This is a genomic window from Blautia sp. 2227st1_G12_2227SCRN_220401 (genome assembly GCF_039062885.1).
In the GTDB taxonomy this organism is placed as follows: Bacteria; Bacillota; Clostridia; order Lachnospirales; family Lachnospiraceae; genus Blautia_A; species Blautia_A fusiformis.
In genome coordinates this window covers 16,659-36,971 of the sequence record NZ_JBCLNI010000006.1, presented here as the reverse complement: position 1 = coordinate 36,971, position 20,313 = coordinate 16,659, and the positions used below count along the sequence as shown (strand labels likewise).

The window sequence follows — 20,313 nt, the reverse complement described above, 5'->3', positions numbered from 1 at the left end:
GCCCTGTATTTGTACTTTTTTCACAGTTTATTATACTTTTTTCATATTTTCCGTAACTATACACAAGTTTCTATTGACATTTTCAAGCACTATTTCAGAATTACATTTTTACGGTTTGTACTTTTTTTACAAATGTGCTATACTTTTAGCCAATGTTTTGCACGACCATTTCACACACAGGGGGCTTACCAATATGAAAACACGCAGTCTGCAGTCCAAACTTTTTATCGCCTATCTTGGCATGGCCTGCCTGATCCTTTTTTCTTTTGCCATATTCTTTTATGTTTTTGCATCCGGGCAGCTGAAGAAAAGCCAGATCAGTGCCATGAGCACCTTAAATTCCACATTTCAGTCCCAGGTAGACTCTGCAATCCAGAATCTTGACACTGTATCTGTAAACATCAATTACAGCAACATGTCGAAATCCGTTCTCGACCAGAAATTTGACCTTAATATTTCCGATGAAATGCTTTCTGCCATGTCCGATCTTTTTATCTCCTTAAGCGGCACCGAATTGAAAGCTGATCAGGTAAATCTTTATGATTTCTCCGGATATGTGCTCCAGGCCGGCCTTTCCACCATGGTCAAAAAAAGCGACGACTCTCATAATGAATGGATCCAGAAAGCCCGTGAAGCCAACGGAAAAAAAGTCCTGACAGCTCCTTACAGCACTTACGTCTATTCCAAATCTGCCCGCTATCCCCAGTGGTTCATCTCCCTGTACCGCTCCTTCACCAACCAGTACGGCCGTGGTGTCGGCGTGATTGAAACCGCCAAACAATGTAAATCCATCTTTAAGAGCATCATTTCCTATGAGAAAAAAAATCACGGAAATGCTGCCAGTGTCTATGTTTTCAATGAGTCCGGCGATCTTATCTATCCTTATGATATCACAGCCGACGATACCAATGATATTTCAAAATATTACAAACTTACTGATTCTGACCAGGATACCCTTACCGTACAGAGTCCCGTCACAGATCAGAAAGAATACGTCTCCAGACTGAATTCCGCATATACAGGCTACACTTATCTGACTATCCAGCCGGAATCTGTGATCCTTGCCCCTGTATACAAAATGCTGAAGATCCTTCTGGCTGTTGTTGCTGCTTTTCTTGCCGCAGCAGTAATCGTTTCCTACAGGCTTTCCCGCTCTGTAGTAAAACCGGTGAAACACCTGAAGCACATTATCCAACGTATGGAACTGGACACTCTCGGCCAGGAAAAAGTCACTTCCTATCCGGTTTCCGTCAATGAACTGGAAGAACTGTATCAGGCATTCCAGCTGATGAGCGATAACCTAAAAGATTCCATGACTCAGCTTAACGAAGCCAAGGAGCAGGAAATGAAAGCACGCAGCATGGCTTTGCAGAGTCAGATTAATCCTCATTTTTATTACAACTCTCTTTCCAGCATTATGGTGCTTGCAGAAAACGGAGATACGGATACCGTGGAAAAAATGTGCCGCAATCTTTCCAGGATCATGCGTTATATTACCAATACTGCTGAAACAACTGTAACACTCCGCGAAGAGCTTGATTATGTCCAGAAATATCTCTACTGCATGAAGGTCCGCTACCAGTCCAGTCTGAATTATTCCATTGATGTGGATGAATCTCTTCTGGATCAGCCGGTTCCGAAGCTGATCATCCAGCCTATTGTGGAAAACGCTATCAAATATGGTTCTGACTGCGAACCGCCATGGACTATCACAATCAGCAGTACAATAAACCAAAACAGCTGGCAGATCGATGTTACAGACACCGGACCGGGATTCACTGAAAAAGCCAAGAAAAAAATAAATTCAGATATCATGAATGCCATTCGAAATCCCGGCATGCCTGCTTTGAAGATCAACGGTCTTGGCACTGTCAATGTATTTCTCCGCTGGAAACTCTTCTGCAAAGATGACATCATTTTCAGGTATGGAAATACAGCGGACGGCCACGGAATTGTTTCTATTGGACGGTATTTTCAGACAGATGCGGAGGAATAATACTATGAACTATACTGTTATTGTGGCAGAAGATGAAGAACTTCTTCTGAATAATCTGGTACATAAGATTGAAAAAGCAGATCCTGATTTTCAGGTGATCGGCACAGCACAGACAGGTGCACAGGCCCTCTCGCTGGTGGAACAGATGAGCCCGGATGTGGTATTTACGGATATCAAGATGCCCGTCATGGACGGAATCACCCTGCTCACCAGGATCCGTGATCAGTTTCCCTTTACGAAATTTGTGATCACCAGCGGATTTTCTGATTTTGAATACGCAAAAAAAGCCATCACGCTGAAGGTTTCTGATTACCTTCTGAAGCCTGTAGATCCGGACGAACTCCAAAATGTTCTCCTTAAGATCAAACAGGAACTTCAGATTAAACGTGATGACTACGAAACCGTATTCGCCCCAGGTGCTTCCTGCATGTCACCGGGACAGATTGCAGAGCTTCTCAAGAACTTCATGGTACAGAATTATGCAGAGGATATCAACCTGAACCTGATTGCAGGAACCATGAACTACAGTCCCAGCTACCTGACCAAAATCTTCTGTCAGGTCTATGACTGCACCCCTACCAAATATCTGATCAATCTCCGGATGAGCCATGCACAGAAGCTGCTGATCCATGAGCCTTCCCTTTCTGTAAAACAGATCGGTGAAATGTGCGGCTATCACGACCAGGGATATTTCAGCAGGATCTTTAAGAAACATACAGGGAAAAGCCCTCTGGAATATAAAGATGAGGGAGAGAGCCAGCAGATCAGTTAATAAATTTTCCAGGTATATATAAACAAAAAAGTCATTTCATGACGTCCGGTTATGCTCTGTTCCCAAAGCATCCGGCTTCTGAAATGACTTTTTATATTTTATTTCACAACTTCATACATATACAATTCATGAAGAGCTCTCGTCGCCGCAATATATCTCGCCCGCTCCACGATCGGACTTCGGTCTTCCCCAGGAAATACAGAAAATACCTGATCAAACTCCAGACCCTTTGCCATGTAGAATGTTGTGACAGTCAGGCCTTTTTGGAAGTTTGTGCTGTCTCTGTGAAGAAGGGACAAACGCTCCTTGGTATCAAAGCCTTCTGCTTCCAGCTTCTCCTTCAGAATGTAGTAAGTTTCCCTTGCTTCATCTGCAGTTCTTGCGATCACTGCTGCTGTTTCATATGAAATAATATCTTCAACACCTTCATCTGCATTCTCAGCTATGACTGCCTGCTTCTCAAGCCGCAGCTCTCTCACTACGCTCTCCAGTGCCTCCTCAAGCCCCGGAAATTCTTTTTCCACAACAGGTTTTCCATGACGTTCAAAAAGCTCCACTTCCGTAATTCCCGCCAGTTTATTGGCATAAGACGCAATCTCAACAGTATTACGGTAGCTCTTGTTCATCACGATCCTGCGTATATCTTTTCCAAAGATCTTAGGCAGAAATGTCAGCACATCCTGTTGCTCGCCGTCCATAGTCTGTTCTCTGTCCCCAAGAATAGTCATCCTGCATTTAAAGAGTCTCTGAATGATCAGATACTGGATCATGGAATAATCCTGCATCTCATCCACGATCAGATGGCGCACACCGGAATCCTCCTGCTGAGTTTCCAGCCGATATTTCAGATACAAAACCGGATACACATCCTCATAGCGCAGCTTTCTTTTTTCATACTGAACCTGTGGAAGAGAAGGAAAACCTTCCTGTCTCAGGAAACGGTTGTACAGCACATAGAGATCTCTTGTCTCATACATCCTGTAGAAACGGCTCTTCACAGCCTCCCTTTCCTCATCCGGAAGATCGAATCCCTTAAGAGTCTCCACCTCATCAATGAAATATTCTGCTACTGCATCCATTCTGGAAAGCAGCGGGATATCCATGAATTTAAAGTAAAAAAGCTCTATGATCTCCTGCTCTTTTTTGACCACGCCTCTGTGTTCCACATCACGGAAGTTCATAAGGCTGTCCTCAAGCTCCACCAGATATCCTTCCATACGATCCAGAAAATCCCGTGACAGTTTCTCTTTCAGAAGCTTTTCATCGCATAATCCTGCAATCTGACGCTCGATCAGATCATATCTGTCTTCACAGTCAGAAACAACATTTTTCAGTCTCTTGTATGCAAAAAGGTCAAAGCTCATCTCCCGGATATTCTCCTCGCCAAGCTCCGGCAGGATATGGGAAATATAGTCCGAGAACACCCCATTCGGTGAAAGCACCAGCACAGAAGAAGATTTCAGATTTTTCCTGTCATGATACAGGAGATAAGCGATCCTGTGCAGGGCAATGGAAGTCTTTCCGCTTCCTGCTGCTCCCTGGATCACCATGATACGATCCGAAGTGTTTCGGATGATCGCATTCTGCTCCTTCTGGATCGTGCGGATAATATTCTTCAGCTGTACATCACCGTTGCTTCCAAGCTCTGCCTTCAGGATCTCATCGTCGATCTTCACATCACTCTCAAACTCATAGATCATTTTTCCACCGCGGATCTTGTACTGCCACTTGGCAGCAATATCCCCGTGGATCTCGCCAAGCGGAGCCTGGTAGGAAGCCGGTCCCTTGTCAAAATCATAGAACAGTCCGGACACAGGTGCTCTCCAGTCATAGATCAACGGAAGTCCGCCGTTCTCCTCAGCCAGGTTCGCAATTCCGATATAAAATATCTCCGGCTCATCTTCTCCTTCATAGCAGAAATCCACCCTTCCGAAAAACGGTGAATCCATCATCTTCCTGAATCTCCGACGCAGTTCGATCTTCTCATTGCTGGCATTGATCTCATGGAGAAGTGCCTGCTGGTTATCAAAATTCTCATAACCGTACTGGTCCATCTCTGTATAGTTTTCCCAGTAGTACTCATGCATACCTTCGATTTCTTTCTGTCCGGCCTCTATGGATTCATCCAGCTGTGCGATCCTGTGCTTTAATGACTCTGTCACATGTGAAAGGTATTCACGTCCGTTTTTTACCGCTGCCATAAGCCTTAATCCACCACTACAGCAGTTCCGCTTGCTGTTACCATCAGCATTCCATTATCTGCACCAAGCACTTCGTAGTCAATATCCACACCGATCACTGCATTAGCTCCCATTGCACCTGCACGCTGCTCCAGCTCTGCCAGGGCTTCTCCTCTGGCTTTCTGAAGTTCTTCCTCATAACCGGCGCTTCTGCCGCCAAAGAAATTCCGAAGACCTGCTCCAAGATCTTTCATAAAATTTACTCCTGTGATCACTTCTCCGAATGCGATTCCTTTATATTCACGGATTGCTCTTCCCTCTACAGATGGCGTTGTTGTTATGATCATGGTAAAATCCTCCCGTTTCTGTTGTTTTTTCTCAGGCATAAAAATGCCTTATTACAGAATTATACCCGAAAGCCGTCACGATGTATAGAGTTAAAAAAGGCTGCCCAAAGAGATGCCAGGCACCTTTTCAGACAGTCTTTCCTTATTATCGCTTATTTATTTTACAACTTCAGTCACATAGGAAACTTCTTCCATTCCCGGATAACTTCCCTGACGCCCGCCAACAGTCAGAGTTCCTGTTTTATCATCCCAGGTAAGCTCTGTTGTTGCATAAGCACCGTTTTCAAAATTGTAGTTATTTCCCTCATCCTCATAAATAGTGAACTTGCAGTCTTCACCTGGATATACCATAAGTTTCACCGACTCCTCAGGTTTCTGGGAAGCATATACAAGTCCCTCTGCAACAGGAAGGATACTTCCTGCTTTTACAAAGATCGGCATCCGGTCGATCGGAGCATCTACGGTTACGTACTGGCCGCCTTCATACTCCTTGTTTGTCCAGTAATCGTACCATTTCGTACCTGCCGGGAGATAGCATTTCCATGTTTTCTCTCTATGGAGCTCAGTACTCTCCGGTCCGTAATACATCGGCTCTGTAACAGCACAGATCAGAAGGGACGGTCCGAACATAAACTCATTCTCAACCTTGCGTGCTTCTTTATCCTCCGGGAAGTCAAAGAGAAGGCTTCTCATAATCGTATAATCATTAAAATGTACAGCACCTGCAAGGGAATAAATATACGGCATCAGATGATAACGGAGCTTGATAAACTTCTCGATGGCATCATAGAACATGGTTCCTTTTTCACCAAAGTTCCAGATTTCTCTTGGTGTATCAGTTCCATGGGAACGGAACATCGGAAGGAAGGTTCCCATCTCCAGCCATCTTGTATACAGCTCACAGTATCCTTTATCCTTCACACCTTCGTTATATTTGCCCTGCCAGAACCATTTCGGCTCCGGATCTGTGTTGCAGCCGCATCCACGGTTCTGCCACTTATCAGCAACTGTAAAGAAAGCGCCGATATCCAGTGTCCAGTATGGATATCCACTCAGTCCCATATTCAGGCCTTCCACGATCTGTGTCTTAAGATTATCCCAGGATGCACAGGTATCGCCTGACCACAGCATTGCAGAATATTTCTGGCCGGAAGCATAGCCGGAACGTGTCAGGTTAAGAACTCGTTTCTCTTCTGTAGTTTTTCTCTGATTCTCATAAATTCCCTTTGCATGCATCAGTGCAAAAGCATTGGCAACAGCAGGATCCAGATATTTCTTGTGCTCACCGCCGACAAGCTCATATCTTTCCCATGGCTCTCTCTTTGCTGCACCACTCCAGTCAGGACCGGAAAACGGTTCTGTGGAATCGCACCACCAGGAATCAAAGCCCTGGTCAAAAAGTCCTTCCTGTGCCTGTTTCCAGTACATTTCTCTCGCTTCTTCATTAAAAGCATCATAAGTCGCATAATCATAAAGAAGATGACCAGTCTTAAAAAACTCTGTATGGTTCTTGCCGCCTGCATTCATATTCGGCCATACGGAAACCATGGTATGGGCATTCAGTTTGTGGATTTCCTCCGCACATTCTTTCATATCTCCGTAACGCTTCTGATCCAGGATCTTCTCGCCCCAGTTTCCAGGATCCCAGGTATTCCAGTCCTGTACCACACAGTCAAGCGGAACCCCGATCTTACGGTAGTGGCGAACAATCTCAAGAAGCTCTTTTGCCGTGTAATACTGCTCTCTGGACTGTACATAGCCATAAGCCCATTTCGGCAGCATCTGCGCCTTGCCTGTAAGATAACGGTAATCATGGATGATCTCATCCATAGTATGACCGCCCATAAAATAATAATCGATCTGATCTACAGTATCCAGAAACAGATAGGAATCTTTCAGATCATCATTAAAAGTCATAAGTGAACAGCAGTCAACAAGAATTCCATATCCTTCTGTGGAAACCAAAACCGGCATCGGGATACGCATGTTATGCTGATATAAGTACTGGCAGTGACCTCTGTAATTGTAAATACCTTCCTCTGCCTGGCCAAGCCCATGGATTTCCTCATCCTCTTTCCATGTGAAGAACAGTTTTCCACGATATGCTGTTCTTACTTTCTCAGCTTTCAGATTCTGGATAAAATTCCTCTCACCGTCAACTGTCTTTACACGGTTGATGATCGGCTCCTCATCGCCTGTATTATAGTGGATCACATCTGTTTCAGTCAGTTCCGGTTTCTTCTGGGAAAGCCACTTGCTTCCGTCTGCATGCTTCCAGATGATATCACCGGATGCAGTGTTGATCTCTGCACAAACTTTCACAGTTTTCACAATGATACTTCCTGCATTTTCCTCTGCTGAAAAATCAACCTCAGGATATTCTTTTTTCTCAATGATCAGGGAGTCCTGTGCCTCTTTGATCTCTTTTCCGGAAACGATCATGCGGATGATCTCCTCTGTCACCGGAACCACCCGGTATGTCAGCTTTCCTGCTTCAAACTGTACATAGCTATCTGTTTTAACCATAATTTCCCTTCTCCTTATCTGTCCGGTAAATCAGACATTAATATTCCGTTTCTGATATCGGAGCCTTTCTAATAAAAAAGCTCCGATATCAGGACAAAATTTCTTACTTTTATCCTAACATCGAAGCCTGATTTCCGTCTATGACTTATCCGCTCATGAATTTTAACTATTTTTACTGTTTCTTCTGCTTCTCATCTTTCGGCGGTTTCCCCACGTGTTTTTTGTAAAGTCTGTAAAAATTGGAAATATTATTAAATCCGCATTCCATGGCGATTTCCGTAACATTTTTATCTGTTTCCCGAAGAAACTCACGCGCATGGTTGATCCTCATCCTTGTGACATAATCGCTGAAACTGATATTTGTCACCTTACGGAAATAAGAAGAAAAATAGTTGGAACTCATATATACGGAAGAAGCAACTTCTTCCAGAGTGATCTTCTCACAGTAATGATCATCTATGTAATTAAAAGCCTGCTCAAGACGCTTCATTGCATTTTTCTTCTCACGGAGCATTTCCCCTGACTTGCTCTCATCCTGATAAGCCCGGATCAGCATGGTAAGGATGCGAAGTACATTCGCCTTGATCATCAGCGGATAGCCTTCTTTTTTCTGCTGCCATTCGTGATAAATCTCCCAGATACTGGAACGGATCTCTCCGCTTACCTCTTCTTCCCTGCCGATACGGTTCTTAAAATTACTTCCTCTCTCAACAAAAGGCTTCAGATATTCCGTATCAAAAATACTCAGCTTTTCGGCCACGAATTCCGGTGAAAAGATCATCACAAGAAGCTTCATGTCTCCACCGATCAGCTTCCATCCATGAGGCTCCACATTATTGAAGATGATGATGTCATCTTCTTCCATTGTATATTCCTGCCCGTTTACAAAATAATTTCCCTTGCCCCCCAACACACAGGTGATCTCGAAATAGCTGTGCCAGTGATAACTTCCAGGCCGACTGTTCTCCGGTGTCAGTTCCACCTCTGAAATCTGAAAAGGAAATTCTTTGTCAAGGGGTATGTTGTCTCTCTCTAATCGCAAATTCTGCCTCCTGTAAACGCAGACACTGTCATCGCATCAGCTGTTTCCGGCAGGACCGGCAGCCTTTCCAGTGTCTTCTTACGCTCACAATATTATAGCAGATATTATTTTTCCATGCAATCTGTGATAGTTCGTTCTAACTCTTCCAGCTGATCTTCGTGCTTCCCATGGACAGCAATGCGGAAATAATCATTACCCTGAATTCCTTTTATCATATAGTAATCGCTGTCAATCTTAAAAAACGGCTGTTTCAGCATATCAAGATATGTGAATCCACCCAATGGTCTCAGCTTCAGAATGAATTCCCGCTCTACCGGTTCATCCAGAAGATAATCCCAGGCAAACCAGCCGGATTCTGCACATTTTTCCCTGGAAGGCTGTTTTCCTATTATTTTCATAATCGTGTATTCCCCTTTCCTTTACAGGCAGATTTCCCGTGGATCTGCTGTCTGCCCTATATGACTGATTCCTGTGATCGTTCTTCGTAATACATCCGTATAAATTTGCTCTGTAACTTGCCTGCTAAATATTCCGTGCCACAGATGCTGCTATTTCCTTCGCAGCTCCTAAAAATTCCTTTATATCCTTCTCCTCCGTAAACCACGAAACACTTACTCTCACAGTTCCGCCCTCTTCTGTTCCCATTGCCTTATGGATCAATGGCGAACAGTGAAGCCCTGAACGGACAATGATCCCATATCCGCTTTCCAGAATATACGCGGCATCCGAAGCTTTCAGTCCCTGAAAATTCAGGCTCATCACAGGTCCTCTGCATACGTCATGGTTTCCGTAGATCCTTACACCCTCTATCTGTTCCAGACCACAATAAAGCATTTCCATCAGACGAGCTTCTTTTTCCATAATTGCCGCAAGTCCTGTCTGCTCAATAAACTCCGCCCCAGCCAGAAGTCCTGTGATTCCCGGCATGTTCTGAGTTCCTACCTCATACTCATAATCTTTGTTCTCGTAGGTAAGCTGTGCGCTGTTTCTTCCGGTTCCCCCATATTTCAGAGGCTTCAGCTCAATTCCGCTCCTGACATAAAATCCGCCGGTTCCCTGAATTCCCATCAGACTTTTGTGGCCTGTAAAAATAAGCGCATCTGCTTCCCATTTATCTGCATCAACAGGGATACAGCCAGCACTCTGCGACACATCCACAATCAGGATCAGTCCATGTCTCTTTACAAATTCCCGGATCATCTCCATATCCTGCACACAGCCTGTCACGTTGGAACAGTGGTTCACGATCAGCACACGGCTGTCCGGTCGTACTGCTGTTTCCAGGGCTTCTTCCGTCACTGTCCCGTTTATCGTACACTTCACTACCAGCACCGGATGTTCTCTCAGCTGTTCCAGATTATATACCGGACGTAGCACACTGTTATGCTCTGTCTGCGTTACCAGGATGCTACTGCCTTTTTCACCATAGTCCAGCCCCCCAAGGACTGTATTCATGCTTTCTGTTGCCCCTGATGTAAAAAATATTCTCTCTGTTTCCCTGATTCCAAGGAGCTGTCCCAGTTTTTCCCGGCAAAGTACTTCCACATCTTTTTTCATGATCGAGCTGCCGCCCCGGAACTGCGAAGCAGGCGTGCCGCTAAGGCACGCCTGCACAGCTTCCAAAACAGCAGGGGGCTTCGGCCAGGAAGTTGCCCCGTTGTTCAGATATATCATCCAATCATCCTTCCAGAATATTGAAGTTCATAATTTTTGCAATCTTCTTGATCATCTTTGTGTAATCACCGAAGATCAGCACCTGATGATGTCCGAATCCTGCAAGATTGTGCATGAATTCTCTTGCATCGTCCATCTGGATGTAGTAGAACGGACTGCAGTATGTATCTGCATATTCAGAACGGATAACCTTGCCTTTCTTGATGCACATGGTATCGCCTGCCGGATTGAAACGTCCAAGTGTGATATAATCATCATCGTTCTCTGTGAAGTCAACCTGCAGTTTTCCACCGAATCCCTGGCCTGTGAATGCCCAGAGTTTGTATGCCAGCGGTTTTGTTCCATAACCGTTCATCTGAAGAGCCGGTACTGCATGGTGGATGCGGAGAAGCTCGTCTGTCTCGTGGTTCGGGTTACCCATGAATGCCGGACGTTTTCCGGCATACTGCATGATTAGCATGGCCATCAGTGCATTAAGATCTTCCTCACATCCGCTTGGAATTCCCTCGTCTTTCATGATGGAATGGCACATACATGGTGTGAATTTACGGTTCTGCGGGATTTCTGTTGTACAGAGCTCATGACATGCGGTTGAGAAAGCGTTGCAGTCATAAATATCCATCATCTTTTTGGCAGCCAGATAATATTTCACGTCATTGATAAACCAGTCTGTGTTTACCTGTGTATCGGTAGATCCTGCAATGATCTTATCTGCAATCGGTTTTGCTTCCTCATCTGTGATCTCATCCATATATTTGAAAATGGATGTAAATGGAAGCTTCACCACTTCAACTCCGTAACGCTGACGAAGGATCTCCGGATCGCGGATCAGACTCTGAATTCCGAATGTAGGCTGAGATCCTGCTGTCAGTACAAGCGCCCTTGTATTGCGAACTGCTTTTCTTACCCAGAGAATATGCATGATCTCATTCACATCCTGAAGATCCATACATACATATGCCTCTACTCCGATGGAACGGCAGTATGCTGCAAAATCAATTCCTTCGTTTCCGTTCTGCCAGATAACGACCGGCTTTCCGAAACGCTCAAGCTTAGGAATTCTCCATCCCATGCAGAGGAAGCAATCGATCTCATCAACATCCTCTCCGATTTTTGCAAAAAGGTCTTTATCTACAACAAAAGACTCATTATAGCGGACATCCACAGGCTCCGTGAATTCTACCTCATCAATAACCCCTTGTAATCCCTTAACTGAATTTTTGAACGCCTCATCAGCTGCTTTTGTCTCAGCTTCAACAGTCATATCCTCTTTATGTCCGGCACGACATGGTCCCTCCCAGAAATGTGTATGTGTCAGACATCCAACCAACGGTTTTACTACAAGTTTCATATCCATTGCTTTCTGTTTCATAATAAAAATACCTCTCTTCTCTTTAACATTCCGCATTTTCCAGTTTGTAGTTTTTCCACACACTCGATATATCCTATTATACTGTATGAATCATGGAATTCCTCTTTATTCTTCCGAACAGACTGTACTTTCTTACGATTTTGTGCTATTTTCATATAATTTATATTATTATTCCCATCATTTTTATATGAATTATACAATATTTATTCACCACATTAACCTGAAAAAAATCCGCAAAAAAAAGCACCGGAAACGTGGCCGATCCGTTTTTCGGATGGAAGTACATTTCCGGTGCTGTAATCCTGCCCAATACTCAGGTTATCTTATGCCTGTGCCTCTTTCAGCAAAGCAGACATTCGGAATCCGCTTCGCTACTTCCTCATGAACAAAAACAGGATTATGCCTGTTTTTGTTCAAACTGACTGTTATACAGATCCGCATAGAAGCCCTTCCGTGCCAGCAGCTCTTCATGATCTCCCTGCTCAATGATATCTCCGTCCTTCATCACCAGGATCAGATCTGCATCCTTAATGGTAGAAAGTCTGTGGGCGATAACAAAGCTGGTTCTGCCCTTCATCAGGTTATCCATAGCCTTCTGGATCTGCATTTCTGTTCTTGTATCAACGGAAGATGTGGCCTCATCCAGAATCAGGATCTTATTGTCTGCCAGGATCGCTCTTGCAATGGTAAGCAACTGCTTCTGCCCCTGAGAAACATTACTGGTCTCCTCATCCAGGACCATCTGATAGCCGCCGGGCTGCTGCATGATAAAGTTGTGGATATGGGCCGCTTTTGCTGCTGCGATCACCTCTTCATCCGTTGCGTCCAGTCTTCCATAGCGGATATTTTCCATAATGGTTCCGGAAAACAGCCAAGTGTCCTGCAACACCATTCCGAACATCTCACGGAGATTGCTGCGGTTGAAGTTCCGGATATCATGTCCGTCAACCTTGATGCTTCCGCCATTTACATCATAAAAACGCATCAGCAGCTTTACGATCGTCGTTTTTCCTGCACCTGTAGGTCCTACAATGGCGATCTTCTGACCGTCATGCACATCTGCGGAAAAATCATTTACAATGATCTTATCCGGATTATAACCGAATTTCACATGCTCAAACTGTACATTTCCTTCCAGTCCCTCAATGGAATCCGGGTTCTCCGGCTGAAGTTCTTCCTCCGGCTCCTCAAGAAATTCAAATACCCGCTCAGAAGCTGCCGCCGAGGACTGCAGAAGGTTTGTAACCTGGGCGATCTGCTGGATCGGCTGTGTAAAGTTACGGATATACTGGAAGAAGGACTGGATATCTCCAACCTCGATAGTTCCTTTGATGGCAAAAATCCCTCCGAGAAGTGCCACCATCACATATCCCAGATTTCCCACAAACTGCATGATCGGCATCATCATTCCGGAAAAGAACTGTGACTTCCATGCAGACTCATAAAGCTTCTGGTTGTCATGCTCAAATTCCTTCAGCGCATCCTGCTCTTTGTTGAATACTCTTACCACATCATGGCCGCCGAAATTTTCCTCAACCTGACCATTTACTTTTCCCAGATACTCCTGCTGTGCCTGGAAATATTTCTGGGAGTGTTTCATTACTTTATTAATGATAAGCATGGAAACCGGCAGGATCAGCACTGCTGCCAGTGTCATCCACACGTTGATGGAAAGCATCATGATAAATACACCGATCAGTGTTGTTACGGATGTGATCAGCTGTGTCATGCTCTGGTTGATGCTCATCTGCAGGGTATCCACATCATTTGTCACCCTGGAAAGGATCTCACCGTTTGTTCTGCTCTCGAAATAATTCATTGGCAGACGGTTGATCTTCTTTGAAATATCCTTTCGGAGATTGTATGTAACATCATTGGAGATCCCCGTCATGACAAATCCCTGGATCAGGGAAAAGCATGCACTTGCCACATACAGTCCCAAAGTCCACAGAAGGATCATTCCGATCTTACCGAAATCAATACCGCCTGTACCGTTTACCTTAGCAACCAGACCATTGAACAGCTCTGTGGTAGCTTTTCCAAGTATCTTCGGGCCTGCAATATTAAACGCTGTACCTGCCACTGCAAAGATAAACATCAGGATAAAACGAAATTTATATCTGCCCATATAGCCAAAGAGCTTTTTCATGGAGTCTTTGAAGTCCTTGGCCTTCTCTGTTGGCTGCATTCCGTGTCCGCCCATCGGACCTCTTCTTCTCTGCTGACTCATGCCAATTCCTCCTCTGATAACTGACTCATGGCAATCTGGCGATATACCTCGCAGGACTTCATCAGCTCCTTATGGCTTCCGATCCCTGCCATATGTCCATCGTCCAGTACAAGGATCTTATCTGCATTTAAGATCGTACTGATACGCTGTGCCACGATAATGGTTGTTGCTTCTTTTGTATGTTCTTTCAGCGCTTTTCGAAGTGTGCTGTCTGTTTTGAAATCCAGTGCGGAAAAGCTGTCATCAAAGATAAAGATCTCCGGATCTTTTGCGATAGCTCTGGCAATGGAAAGCCTCTGCTTCTGTCCACCGGAAACATTGCTTCCTCCCTGTGCGATCGGAGTCTTATATCGCTCCGGCTTGGTGTCGATAAACTCCGTAGCCTGTGCAACCTCTGCTGCTTTTTTCACTGCATCTTCCGAAATCTCTGTCTTTCCGTAACGGATATTGGAATCAATGGTTCCTGAGAAAAGTACACCCTTCTGCGGAACATAACCGATCCTGTCACGGACATCCTTCTGTGTCATTTTCCGGACATCCACGCCATCCACTTTCACAGATCCTTCTGTTGCATCATAGAAACGCGGGATCAGATTGATCAGTGTACTCTTACCGCTTCCTGTACTTCCGATGATCGCTACTGTCTCACCTTTTTCTGCCTTGAAGGAAATGTCTGTGATAACATTCTCTCCTGCCTCCGGATATGCGAAGCTTACATGATCAAATTCTACAGTCCCCTTCACATCCTGGGAAGGCTGTACCGGATCCTCCGGATCCTGGACACTGACTTCTGTCTCAAGCACCTCGTTGATACGGCGTGCAGATACATTTGCTCTCGGCAGCATGATAGACATTGCTGTGATCATCAAAAATGACATGATGATCTGCATTGCATACTGGATAAACGCCATAACATCACCAACCTGCATGCTTCCGCTGTCTACTGCATAAGAACCGCTGTAGATGGTCAGTACGGAAACTGCGTTCATGATCAGCATCATCACCGGCATCATAAATGTCATACAACGGTTTACAAAGAGGTTTGTCTTCGTCAGAGTGATATTTGCATCCTCAAAACGCTCCTCCTCGTGTTTCTCCCGGCTGAATGCACGGATAACCGGAATACCGGTAAGGATTTCTCTTGTTACCAGGTTCAGCTTATCTACCATGGTCTGCAGGGCTGTAAATTTCGGCATTGCGATCCTGAACAGCATTGCCATAAATGCCATGATCAGTACAATGGCCACCCCAAGGATCCATGTCATGGAGGAATCTCTCTGAAGCACGCGGATCACACCACCGATTCCAAGGATCGGCGCGTAAAGCACGATACGGAACATCATAGCCATTACCTGCTGGATCTGCTGGATATCGTTCGTGCATCGTGTAATCAGGGATGCTGTTGAAAACTTATGGTACTCTCTGCTGGAAAAACCTATGACTTTGTTATAAACCAGCCCACGGAGATCATGTCCCATAGATGCAGCAACTCTGGATGAAAGAAATACCACACATACTGCAGCCATCATGGTGACCAGTGCCATCAGCACCATGCGGATACCTGTTGCTTTCATGTAATCCATCTGTATGGCATCCACATCTTCACCCATAGCTTCATATTCTACACGAACATAGGAAACACCTGCCTGTGTGATGATGGATTCCTGCATCTTGTCGATCTTTTCTCCGACCTGGTCCTTCATAGCAGCCAAAGCCTCTGCCGGCATCTGAGAAAGAGCCGCCAGTGGATCCGTCCCTTCCGGGATTCCCATTTTTGCAAGAGCTGCCTTTGATTCCTCACTGTCGGACGTCAGAGTAGAAACGATCACCATCGGTTTGCCGAAGATATCGTTGAGTTCTTCTCTGTCTTCTTTGGAGATTTTATCCTTTAATACCAGATCATCTCCCTCTTCCTCATAAAATCCATCCACAGTTTTCGCATCATCCTCTTCCATAAACAGCTTCAGACTGTCCATAGACGTCTTTCTGATCTTCTCAGGAACACTGTCTTCAATACCGTTCTGCTGAATTCCCACATTAATGATATTTGATGTGTAATTCGGCAGAGACAGATCACAGTATGCTTGAAGAAAAAGAAGCGCAATGATGAGTACGATGTAACCTGCAGATCGTTTCAGATATTTCATCAGTTTAATCACGTTTCTGTTCCTTCCTTTCTGTCATTTCATCCGGATGAAGCTTTTCTATGGCTTCCTCCGGCTGGATCTTTTCGATATTTACAAGGATCTGCTCCAGAAATCTCCGAAGCAGGCACTGTTCCGCCTCACTGAAGCCTTCCATCATCACAGCCTCATTTTTATGGATCCGTTCCAGTGCTTTTGCCTTGATTTCCTTTCCCTTTTCTGTCATGTAGATCCTGGTCACACGCTGGTCCTTTTCATCCGGTTTCTTATAAAGAAAGCCTGCTTTCTCCAGTCTCTGTATCGATACATTTACCGTAGGCGGCTTGATATGCAGGATCTTTGCACTTTCCCGCTGACTCAGGCCATCCCTTCCGGACACAAGCCCCAGAACCGGTATCTGTCCCGGATAAATCCCAAGCTCCTGCATCTGACCAAAGCATTTCGTCATAAAATAACGGTCTACCTTCATAAACAGAGATAAAAAGCTGCTCTGCCTTTCTTTCTCATCTTCCTCCTTACAAAACACGCTGTCACTCCTCTCTCATCCGATCAGACACCTGCTCTTTGTTAATGATATACGAAGCAGTGATCTTCTTTTTTAATTAGTCGGCTAACTATATATAATATACATCTGCACAAAAAATGCAACTGGTTTTTGTAAATTTTACACTTTTTTAAGATTTACAGCTTCTTTAATTTCCACCTGAAATCTATTAATTAATTTGTCAAGCTAATTTATTTTCTGCTGTTTTTCCTATTTTTTTCGCAAAAAAAATACCCGCTTCGTTTTTTTATTCGAAACGGGTACTTCTTTCTGTTCCTGATTTTCTTATACAAACTGATTCACAGCCGGATCATAAGCATAATCGATCATGTCAAGCTTATCCTCCAGTTCTTTCCGGTTAAGTCCTCTGTCCTCACAGAAGGCATCCAGGGATCTGTAAAAATCCCGCAGCTGTGTATTTACGTAACTTAAAAGCATTACCGGGTCCTTTGGTATCATAATCTGTTTCCATCCTTTTATCTGATATTTATCCAATATCCCAGATGCTGCTGGATAGCTGTCTGATCTGAAATATCAGATTTACTATCTTACCAATTTTATTTTTTGTCAAGAGCCAGTAAAAAAATTTTTCAGGATTTTTTATTTCTTCAGTATTTGATAAAAATATTCCATTCCTTGTCCCAAAAAAGAACTGCCTGGTTCCGATCTTCATCCTGAAATGGATTTCTATCAGAACCGACAGTTCTTTTCCTTGTCAATCTATCATAACTTTATGGAGTTATTTTTTACTTCGTGCTGACGGTAAACGCTCCGTCCTTCACATCCAGCACAATGGTATCTCCGGCATGCACATCACCGGAAAGGATCTTCTTGGCTGTCAGTGTCTCCACATAATTCTGGAGATAACGCTTCAGAGGACGTGCTCCATAAACCGGATCATAACCGTTATCCACTACCATCTGTTTGGCAGCATCTGTAAGCTCCAGAGAAAGCTCCTGGTCAGCCAGACGGTCGCTGAGCTCTTTGACCATAAGATCTACGATCTTACCTACATTATCCTTGGTCAGCGGCTTGAACATGATGATTTCATCCAGACGGTTCAGAAATTCCGGACGGAAATGACCACGAAGATCATTCATAACCTGTTCCTGTGCCTCCGGTTTGATATCTCCCTTCTCGTCGATACCGTCAAGAAGGTACGGAGAACCAATGTTGGAAGTCATGATCAGGATCGTATTCTTAAAATCAACCGTACGTCCCTGTGAATCCGTGATACGTCCATCGTCCAGTACCTGCAGAAGTACATTGAATACATCCGGGTGAGCCTTCTCGATCTCATCAAAAAGAACAACACTGTACGGTTTTCTTCGAACGGCCTCTGTCAGCTGTCCGCCTTCCTCATATCCGACATATCCTGGAGGCGCTCCGATCAGACGGGACACGGAATATTTCTCCATGTATTCGCTCATATCGATACGGACCATATTCTGCTCATCGTCAAACAGTGTGGCAGCCAGAGTCTTGGCAAGCTCTGTTTTACCAACACCGGTTGGTCCAAGGAACAAGAAGGAACCGATCGGCTTTGTGGGGTCCTTGATTCCGGCTTTGGAACGAAGGATCGCATCTGTTACAAGACGAACACCCTCATCCTGTCCTACTACACGTTTGTGCAGCTCATCCTCAAGGCCCAGCAGCTTGGTTCTCTCACCTTCTGTCAGCTTGGTTACCGGAATACCGGTCCATCTGGAAATGATACGAGCAATCTCATCATCTGTGACAGCCTCATGTACCAGGCTTCTGTCACTCTCCTTAACCTGCTTCTCCTCAACCTCCAGCTGCTGCTGAAGCTTCGGCAGCTCGCCATACTGCAGCTCTGCTGCTTTCTCCAGATCGTAATTCTGTTTTGCTTTCTGGATCTGTTTATTGATATCCTCGATCTGCTCACGCAATTTCTGAAGCTTCTCTACGGAATGCTTCTCATTATCCCACTGAGCTTTCTGGGTATTAAAAGTATCTCTCAGCTCTGCAAGTTCTTTCTGCAGATCAGCCAGACGCTCTTTACTTAAGTTATCAGTTTCTTTTTTCAGGGCAGACTCTTCAATCTCCAGCTGCATGATCTTACGTCTCTGCTCATCCAGCTCTGTCGGCATGGAATCCAGCTCCGTCTTGATCAGCGCACAGGCTTCATCAACAAGGTCGATGGCCTTATCCGGGAGAAAACGGTCTGTAATGTATCTGTGTGAAAGTGTGGCAGCTGCAACCAATGCACTGTCTGTAATCTTAACACCGTGGAATACCTCATATCTTTCCTTCAGGCCACGGAGAATGGAAATGGTATCTTCCACTGTCGGCTCATTTACCATAACCGGCTGGAAACGACGGGCAAGTGCAGCATCCTTCTCAATATACTGGCGGTATTCATCCAGAGTTGTTGCACCGATACAGTGCAGCTCACCTCTGGCAAGCATAGGCTTCAGCATGTTTCCTGCATCCATGGCGCCATCTGTCTTACCTGCACCCACGATCAGATGAAGCTCATCGATAAACAGAATGATCTGTCCTTCGCTCTTCTTCACTTCCTCAAGTACCGCTTTCAGACGTTCCTCAAACTCACCACGATACTTGGCACCTGCAACCAGCGCACCCATATCCAGGGCAAAAATCTTCTTATTCTTAAGACCTTCCGGTACATCTCCTGCCACAATACGCTGTGCCAGTCCCTCGATGGCTGCTGTTTTACCAACGCCAGGCTCACCGATGAGAACCGGGTTGTTCTTGGTCTTACGGGAAAGAATACGGATAATATTCCGGATCTCCGCATCACGGCCGATCACCGGATCAAGCTTCTGGTTCTTCGCCTTCTCCACAAGATCCTCGCCATATTTATTCAGGGTGTCATAAGTTGCCTCCGGGTTGTCACTGACAACTCTCTGATTTCCTCTGACTGTAGAAAGTGCCTGAAGAAAACGCTCTCTGGTGATTCCAAACTCATTGAAGATCTTCTTCATGCTCGGGCTTGGATTCTTCAGCATGGAAAGAAAGAGATGTTCAACCGATACATACTCATCTCCCATAGCCTTCGCTTCGTCCTCTGCACTGACCAGTGCCTTGTTCAGATACTGGCCAAAGTGAAGCTGTCCACCGGAAACCTTAACTTTGGCATCCAATGCTTTCTTTACTGTGTCAATAAAATATTCCTTCTGGATTTCCATCTTCTCGATCAGCTTGAGGATCAGGCTGTCCTCCTGTGTCAGCAAGGCATACAGAAGGTGTTCCTCTTCGATCTCCTGATTGCCATATTCATAAGCAATCTTTTCAAGATCCTGGACAGCCTGTACGGATTTCTGTGTAAATTTACTGATATTCATAGGCTTTCCTCCTATTCTATGAAAAGCATTTCCAATATTCGCATACTGGAAATGCTGTGCTTTTTTCTTGTTCTAGGAGAACTATAACACCGTTTGTTAGCACTGTCAAGAGGTGAGTGCTAATATTTTGAGATTTTTTTTGCAAACCTTGATTTTA

General features: G+C 44.8%; 14 protein-coding genes. 2 read left to right on the top strand and 12 right to left on the bottom strand.

Features of this window, described 5'->3' with window-relative positions:
• The first annotated feature begins 193 nt into the window (after positions 1 to 193).
• Both ABCM67_RS04385 and ABCM67_RS04380 read left to right on the top strand, forming a co-directional pair.
• Positions 194 to 1,996, top strand: coding sequence for a histidine kinase (locus tag ABCM67_RS04385; RefSeq protein WP_118753005.1), 1,803 nt, complete (start codon positions 194 to 196; stop codon positions 1,994 to 1,996).
• A 4-nt stretch (positions 1,997 to 2,000) separates the two neighbouring features.
• Positions 2,001 to 2,768: a response regulator gene (locus ABCM67_RS04380; RefSeq protein WP_256163851.1), complete on the top strand. Its 768-nt coding sequence runs from the start codon at positions 2,001 to 2,003 to the stop codon at positions 2,766 to 2,768.
• A gap of 98 nt (positions 2,769 to 2,866) precedes the next feature.
• Here the strand turns inward: ABCM67_RS04380 and ABCM67_RS04375 are convergent, their stop codons facing one another.
• The 12 genes from ABCM67_RS04375 to clpB form a co-directional block, all read right to left on the bottom strand.
• Positions 2,867 to 4,969 (bottom strand): UvrD-helicase domain-containing protein, encoded by a 2,103-nt coding sequence (locus ABCM67_RS04375; RefSeq protein WP_092068398.1) that lies wholly within the window; start codon positions 4,967 to 4,969, stop codon positions 2,867 to 2,869.
• Positions 4,970 to 4,974: 5 nt separating this feature from the next.
• Positions 4,975 to 5,295, bottom strand: a complete 321-nt coding sequence (locus ABCM67_RS04370; RefSeq protein WP_015527228.1) for a putative heavy metal-binding protein — start codon at positions 5,293 to 5,295, stop codon at positions 4,975 to 4,977.
• A gap of 156 nt (positions 5,296 to 5,451) precedes the next feature.
• A complete protein-coding gene (locus ABCM67_RS04365; RefSeq protein WP_118753006.1) occupies positions 5,452 to 7,821 on the bottom strand; it encodes a TIM-barrel domain-containing protein in 2,370 nt (789 codons plus the stop codon).
• A 172-nt stretch (positions 7,822 to 7,993) separates the two neighbouring features.
• Positions 7,994 to 8,863: an AraC family transcriptional regulator gene (locus tag ABCM67_RS04360; RefSeq protein ID WP_342992534.1), complete on the bottom strand. Its 870-nt coding sequence runs from the start codon at positions 8,861 to 8,863 to the stop codon at positions 7,994 to 7,996.
• Positions 8,864 to 8,967: 104 nt separating this feature from the next.
• The gene (locus tag ABCM67_RS04355; protein ID WP_110103239.1) at positions 8,968 to 9,261 is read right to left on the bottom strand and encodes a hypothetical protein; all 294 of its coding nucleotides are present in this window, start codon (positions 9,259 to 9,261) and stop codon (positions 8,968 to 8,970) included.
• 124 nt (positions 9,262 to 9,385) lie between these two features.
• On the bottom strand, positions 9,386 to 10,537 hold the full coding sequence (locus ABCM67_RS04350) for an aminotransferase class V-fold PLP-dependent enzyme (protein WP_110103240.1): 1,152 nt from the start codon (positions 10,535 to 10,537) through the stop codon (positions 9,386 to 9,388).
• A 4-nt stretch (positions 10,538 to 10,541) separates the two neighbouring features.
• The gene (locus tag ABCM67_RS04345) at positions 10,542 to 11,909 is read right to left on the bottom strand and encodes a hypothetical protein (RefSeq protein WP_092068733.1); all 1,368 of its coding nucleotides are present in this window, start codon (positions 11,907 to 11,909) and stop codon (positions 10,542 to 10,544) included.
• A 397-nt stretch (positions 11,910 to 12,306) separates the two neighbouring features.
• A complete protein-coding gene (locus ABCM67_RS04340) occupies positions 12,307 to 14,139 on the bottom strand; it encodes an ABC transporter ATP-binding protein (protein ID WP_015527233.1) in 1,833 nt (610 codons plus the stop codon).
• On the bottom strand, positions 14,136 to 16,298 hold the full coding sequence (locus ABCM67_RS04335) for an ABC transporter ATP-binding protein (RefSeq protein WP_092068410.1): 2,163 nt from the start codon (positions 16,296 to 16,298) through the stop codon (positions 14,136 to 14,138). The genes ABCM67_RS04340 and ABCM67_RS04335 overlap by 4 nt, the downstream gene beginning before the upstream one ends.
• Positions 16,291 to 16,809 (bottom strand): MarR family transcriptional regulator, encoded by a 519-nt coding sequence (locus ABCM67_RS04330; RefSeq protein ID WP_342992533.1) that lies wholly within the window; start codon positions 16,807 to 16,809, stop codon positions 16,291 to 16,293. Before ABCM67_RS04330 ends, ABCM67_RS04335 begins: the two co-directional genes overlap by 8 nt.
• A 303-nt stretch (positions 16,810 to 17,112) precedes the next feature.
• A complete protein-coding gene (locus ABCM67_RS04325) occupies positions 17,113 to 17,286 on the bottom strand; it encodes a DUF4250 domain-containing protein (protein ID WP_044961487.1) in 174 nt (57 codons plus the stop codon).
• 287 nt (positions 17,287 to 17,573) lie between these two features.
• Positions 17,574 to 20,156 carry an ATP-dependent chaperone ClpB gene (gene clpB, locus ABCM67_RS04320; RefSeq protein ID WP_342992531.1) on the bottom strand — a complete coding sequence of 861 codons (2,583 nt, stop codon included), beginning with the start codon at positions 20,154 to 20,156 and terminating at the stop codon, positions 17,574 to 17,576.
• Positions 20,157 to 20,313: the final 157 nt, after the last annotated feature.

Coding starts and splice junctions, on each gene's coding strand:
- ABCM67_RS04385 (WP_118753005.1), top strand. CDS start 194: ATGAAAACACGCAGTCTGCAGTCCAAACTTTTTATCGCCTATCTTGGC.
- ABCM67_RS04380 (WP_256163851.1), top strand. CDS start 2,001: ATGAACTATACTGTTATTGTGGCAGAAGATGAAGAACTTCTTCTGAAT.
- ABCM67_RS04375 (WP_092068398.1), bottom strand. CDS start 4,969: ATGGCAGCGGTAAAAAACGGACGTGAATACCTTTCACATGTGACAGAG.
- ABCM67_RS04370 (WP_015527228.1), bottom strand. CDS start 5,295: ATGATCATAACAACAACGCCATCTGTAGAGGGAAGAGCAATCCGTGAA.
- ABCM67_RS04365 (WP_118753006.1), bottom strand. CDS start 7,821: ATGGTTAAAACAGATAGCTATGTACAGTTTGAAGCAGGAAAGCTGACA.
- ABCM67_RS04355 (WP_110103239.1), bottom strand. CDS start 9,261: ATGAAAATAATAGGAAAACAGCCTTCCAGGGAAAAATGTGCAGAATCC.
- ABCM67_RS04350 (WP_110103240.1), bottom strand. CDS start 10,537: ATGATATATCTGAACAACGGGGCAACTTCCTGGCCGAAGCCCCCTGCT.
- ABCM67_RS04345 (WP_092068733.1), bottom strand. CDS start 11,909: ATGAAACAGAAAGCAATGGATATGAAACTTGTAGTAAAACCGTTGGTT.
- ABCM67_RS04340 (WP_015527233.1), bottom strand. CDS start 14,139: ATGAGTCAGCAGAGAAGAAGAGGTCCGATGGGCGGACACGGAATGCAG.
- ABCM67_RS04325 (WP_044961487.1), bottom strand. CDS start 17,286: ATGATACCAAAGGACCCGGTAATGCTTTTAAGTTACGTAAATACACAG.
- clpB (WP_342992531.1), bottom strand. CDS start 20,156: ATGAATATCAGTAAATTTACACAGAAATCCGTACAGGCTGTCCAGGAT.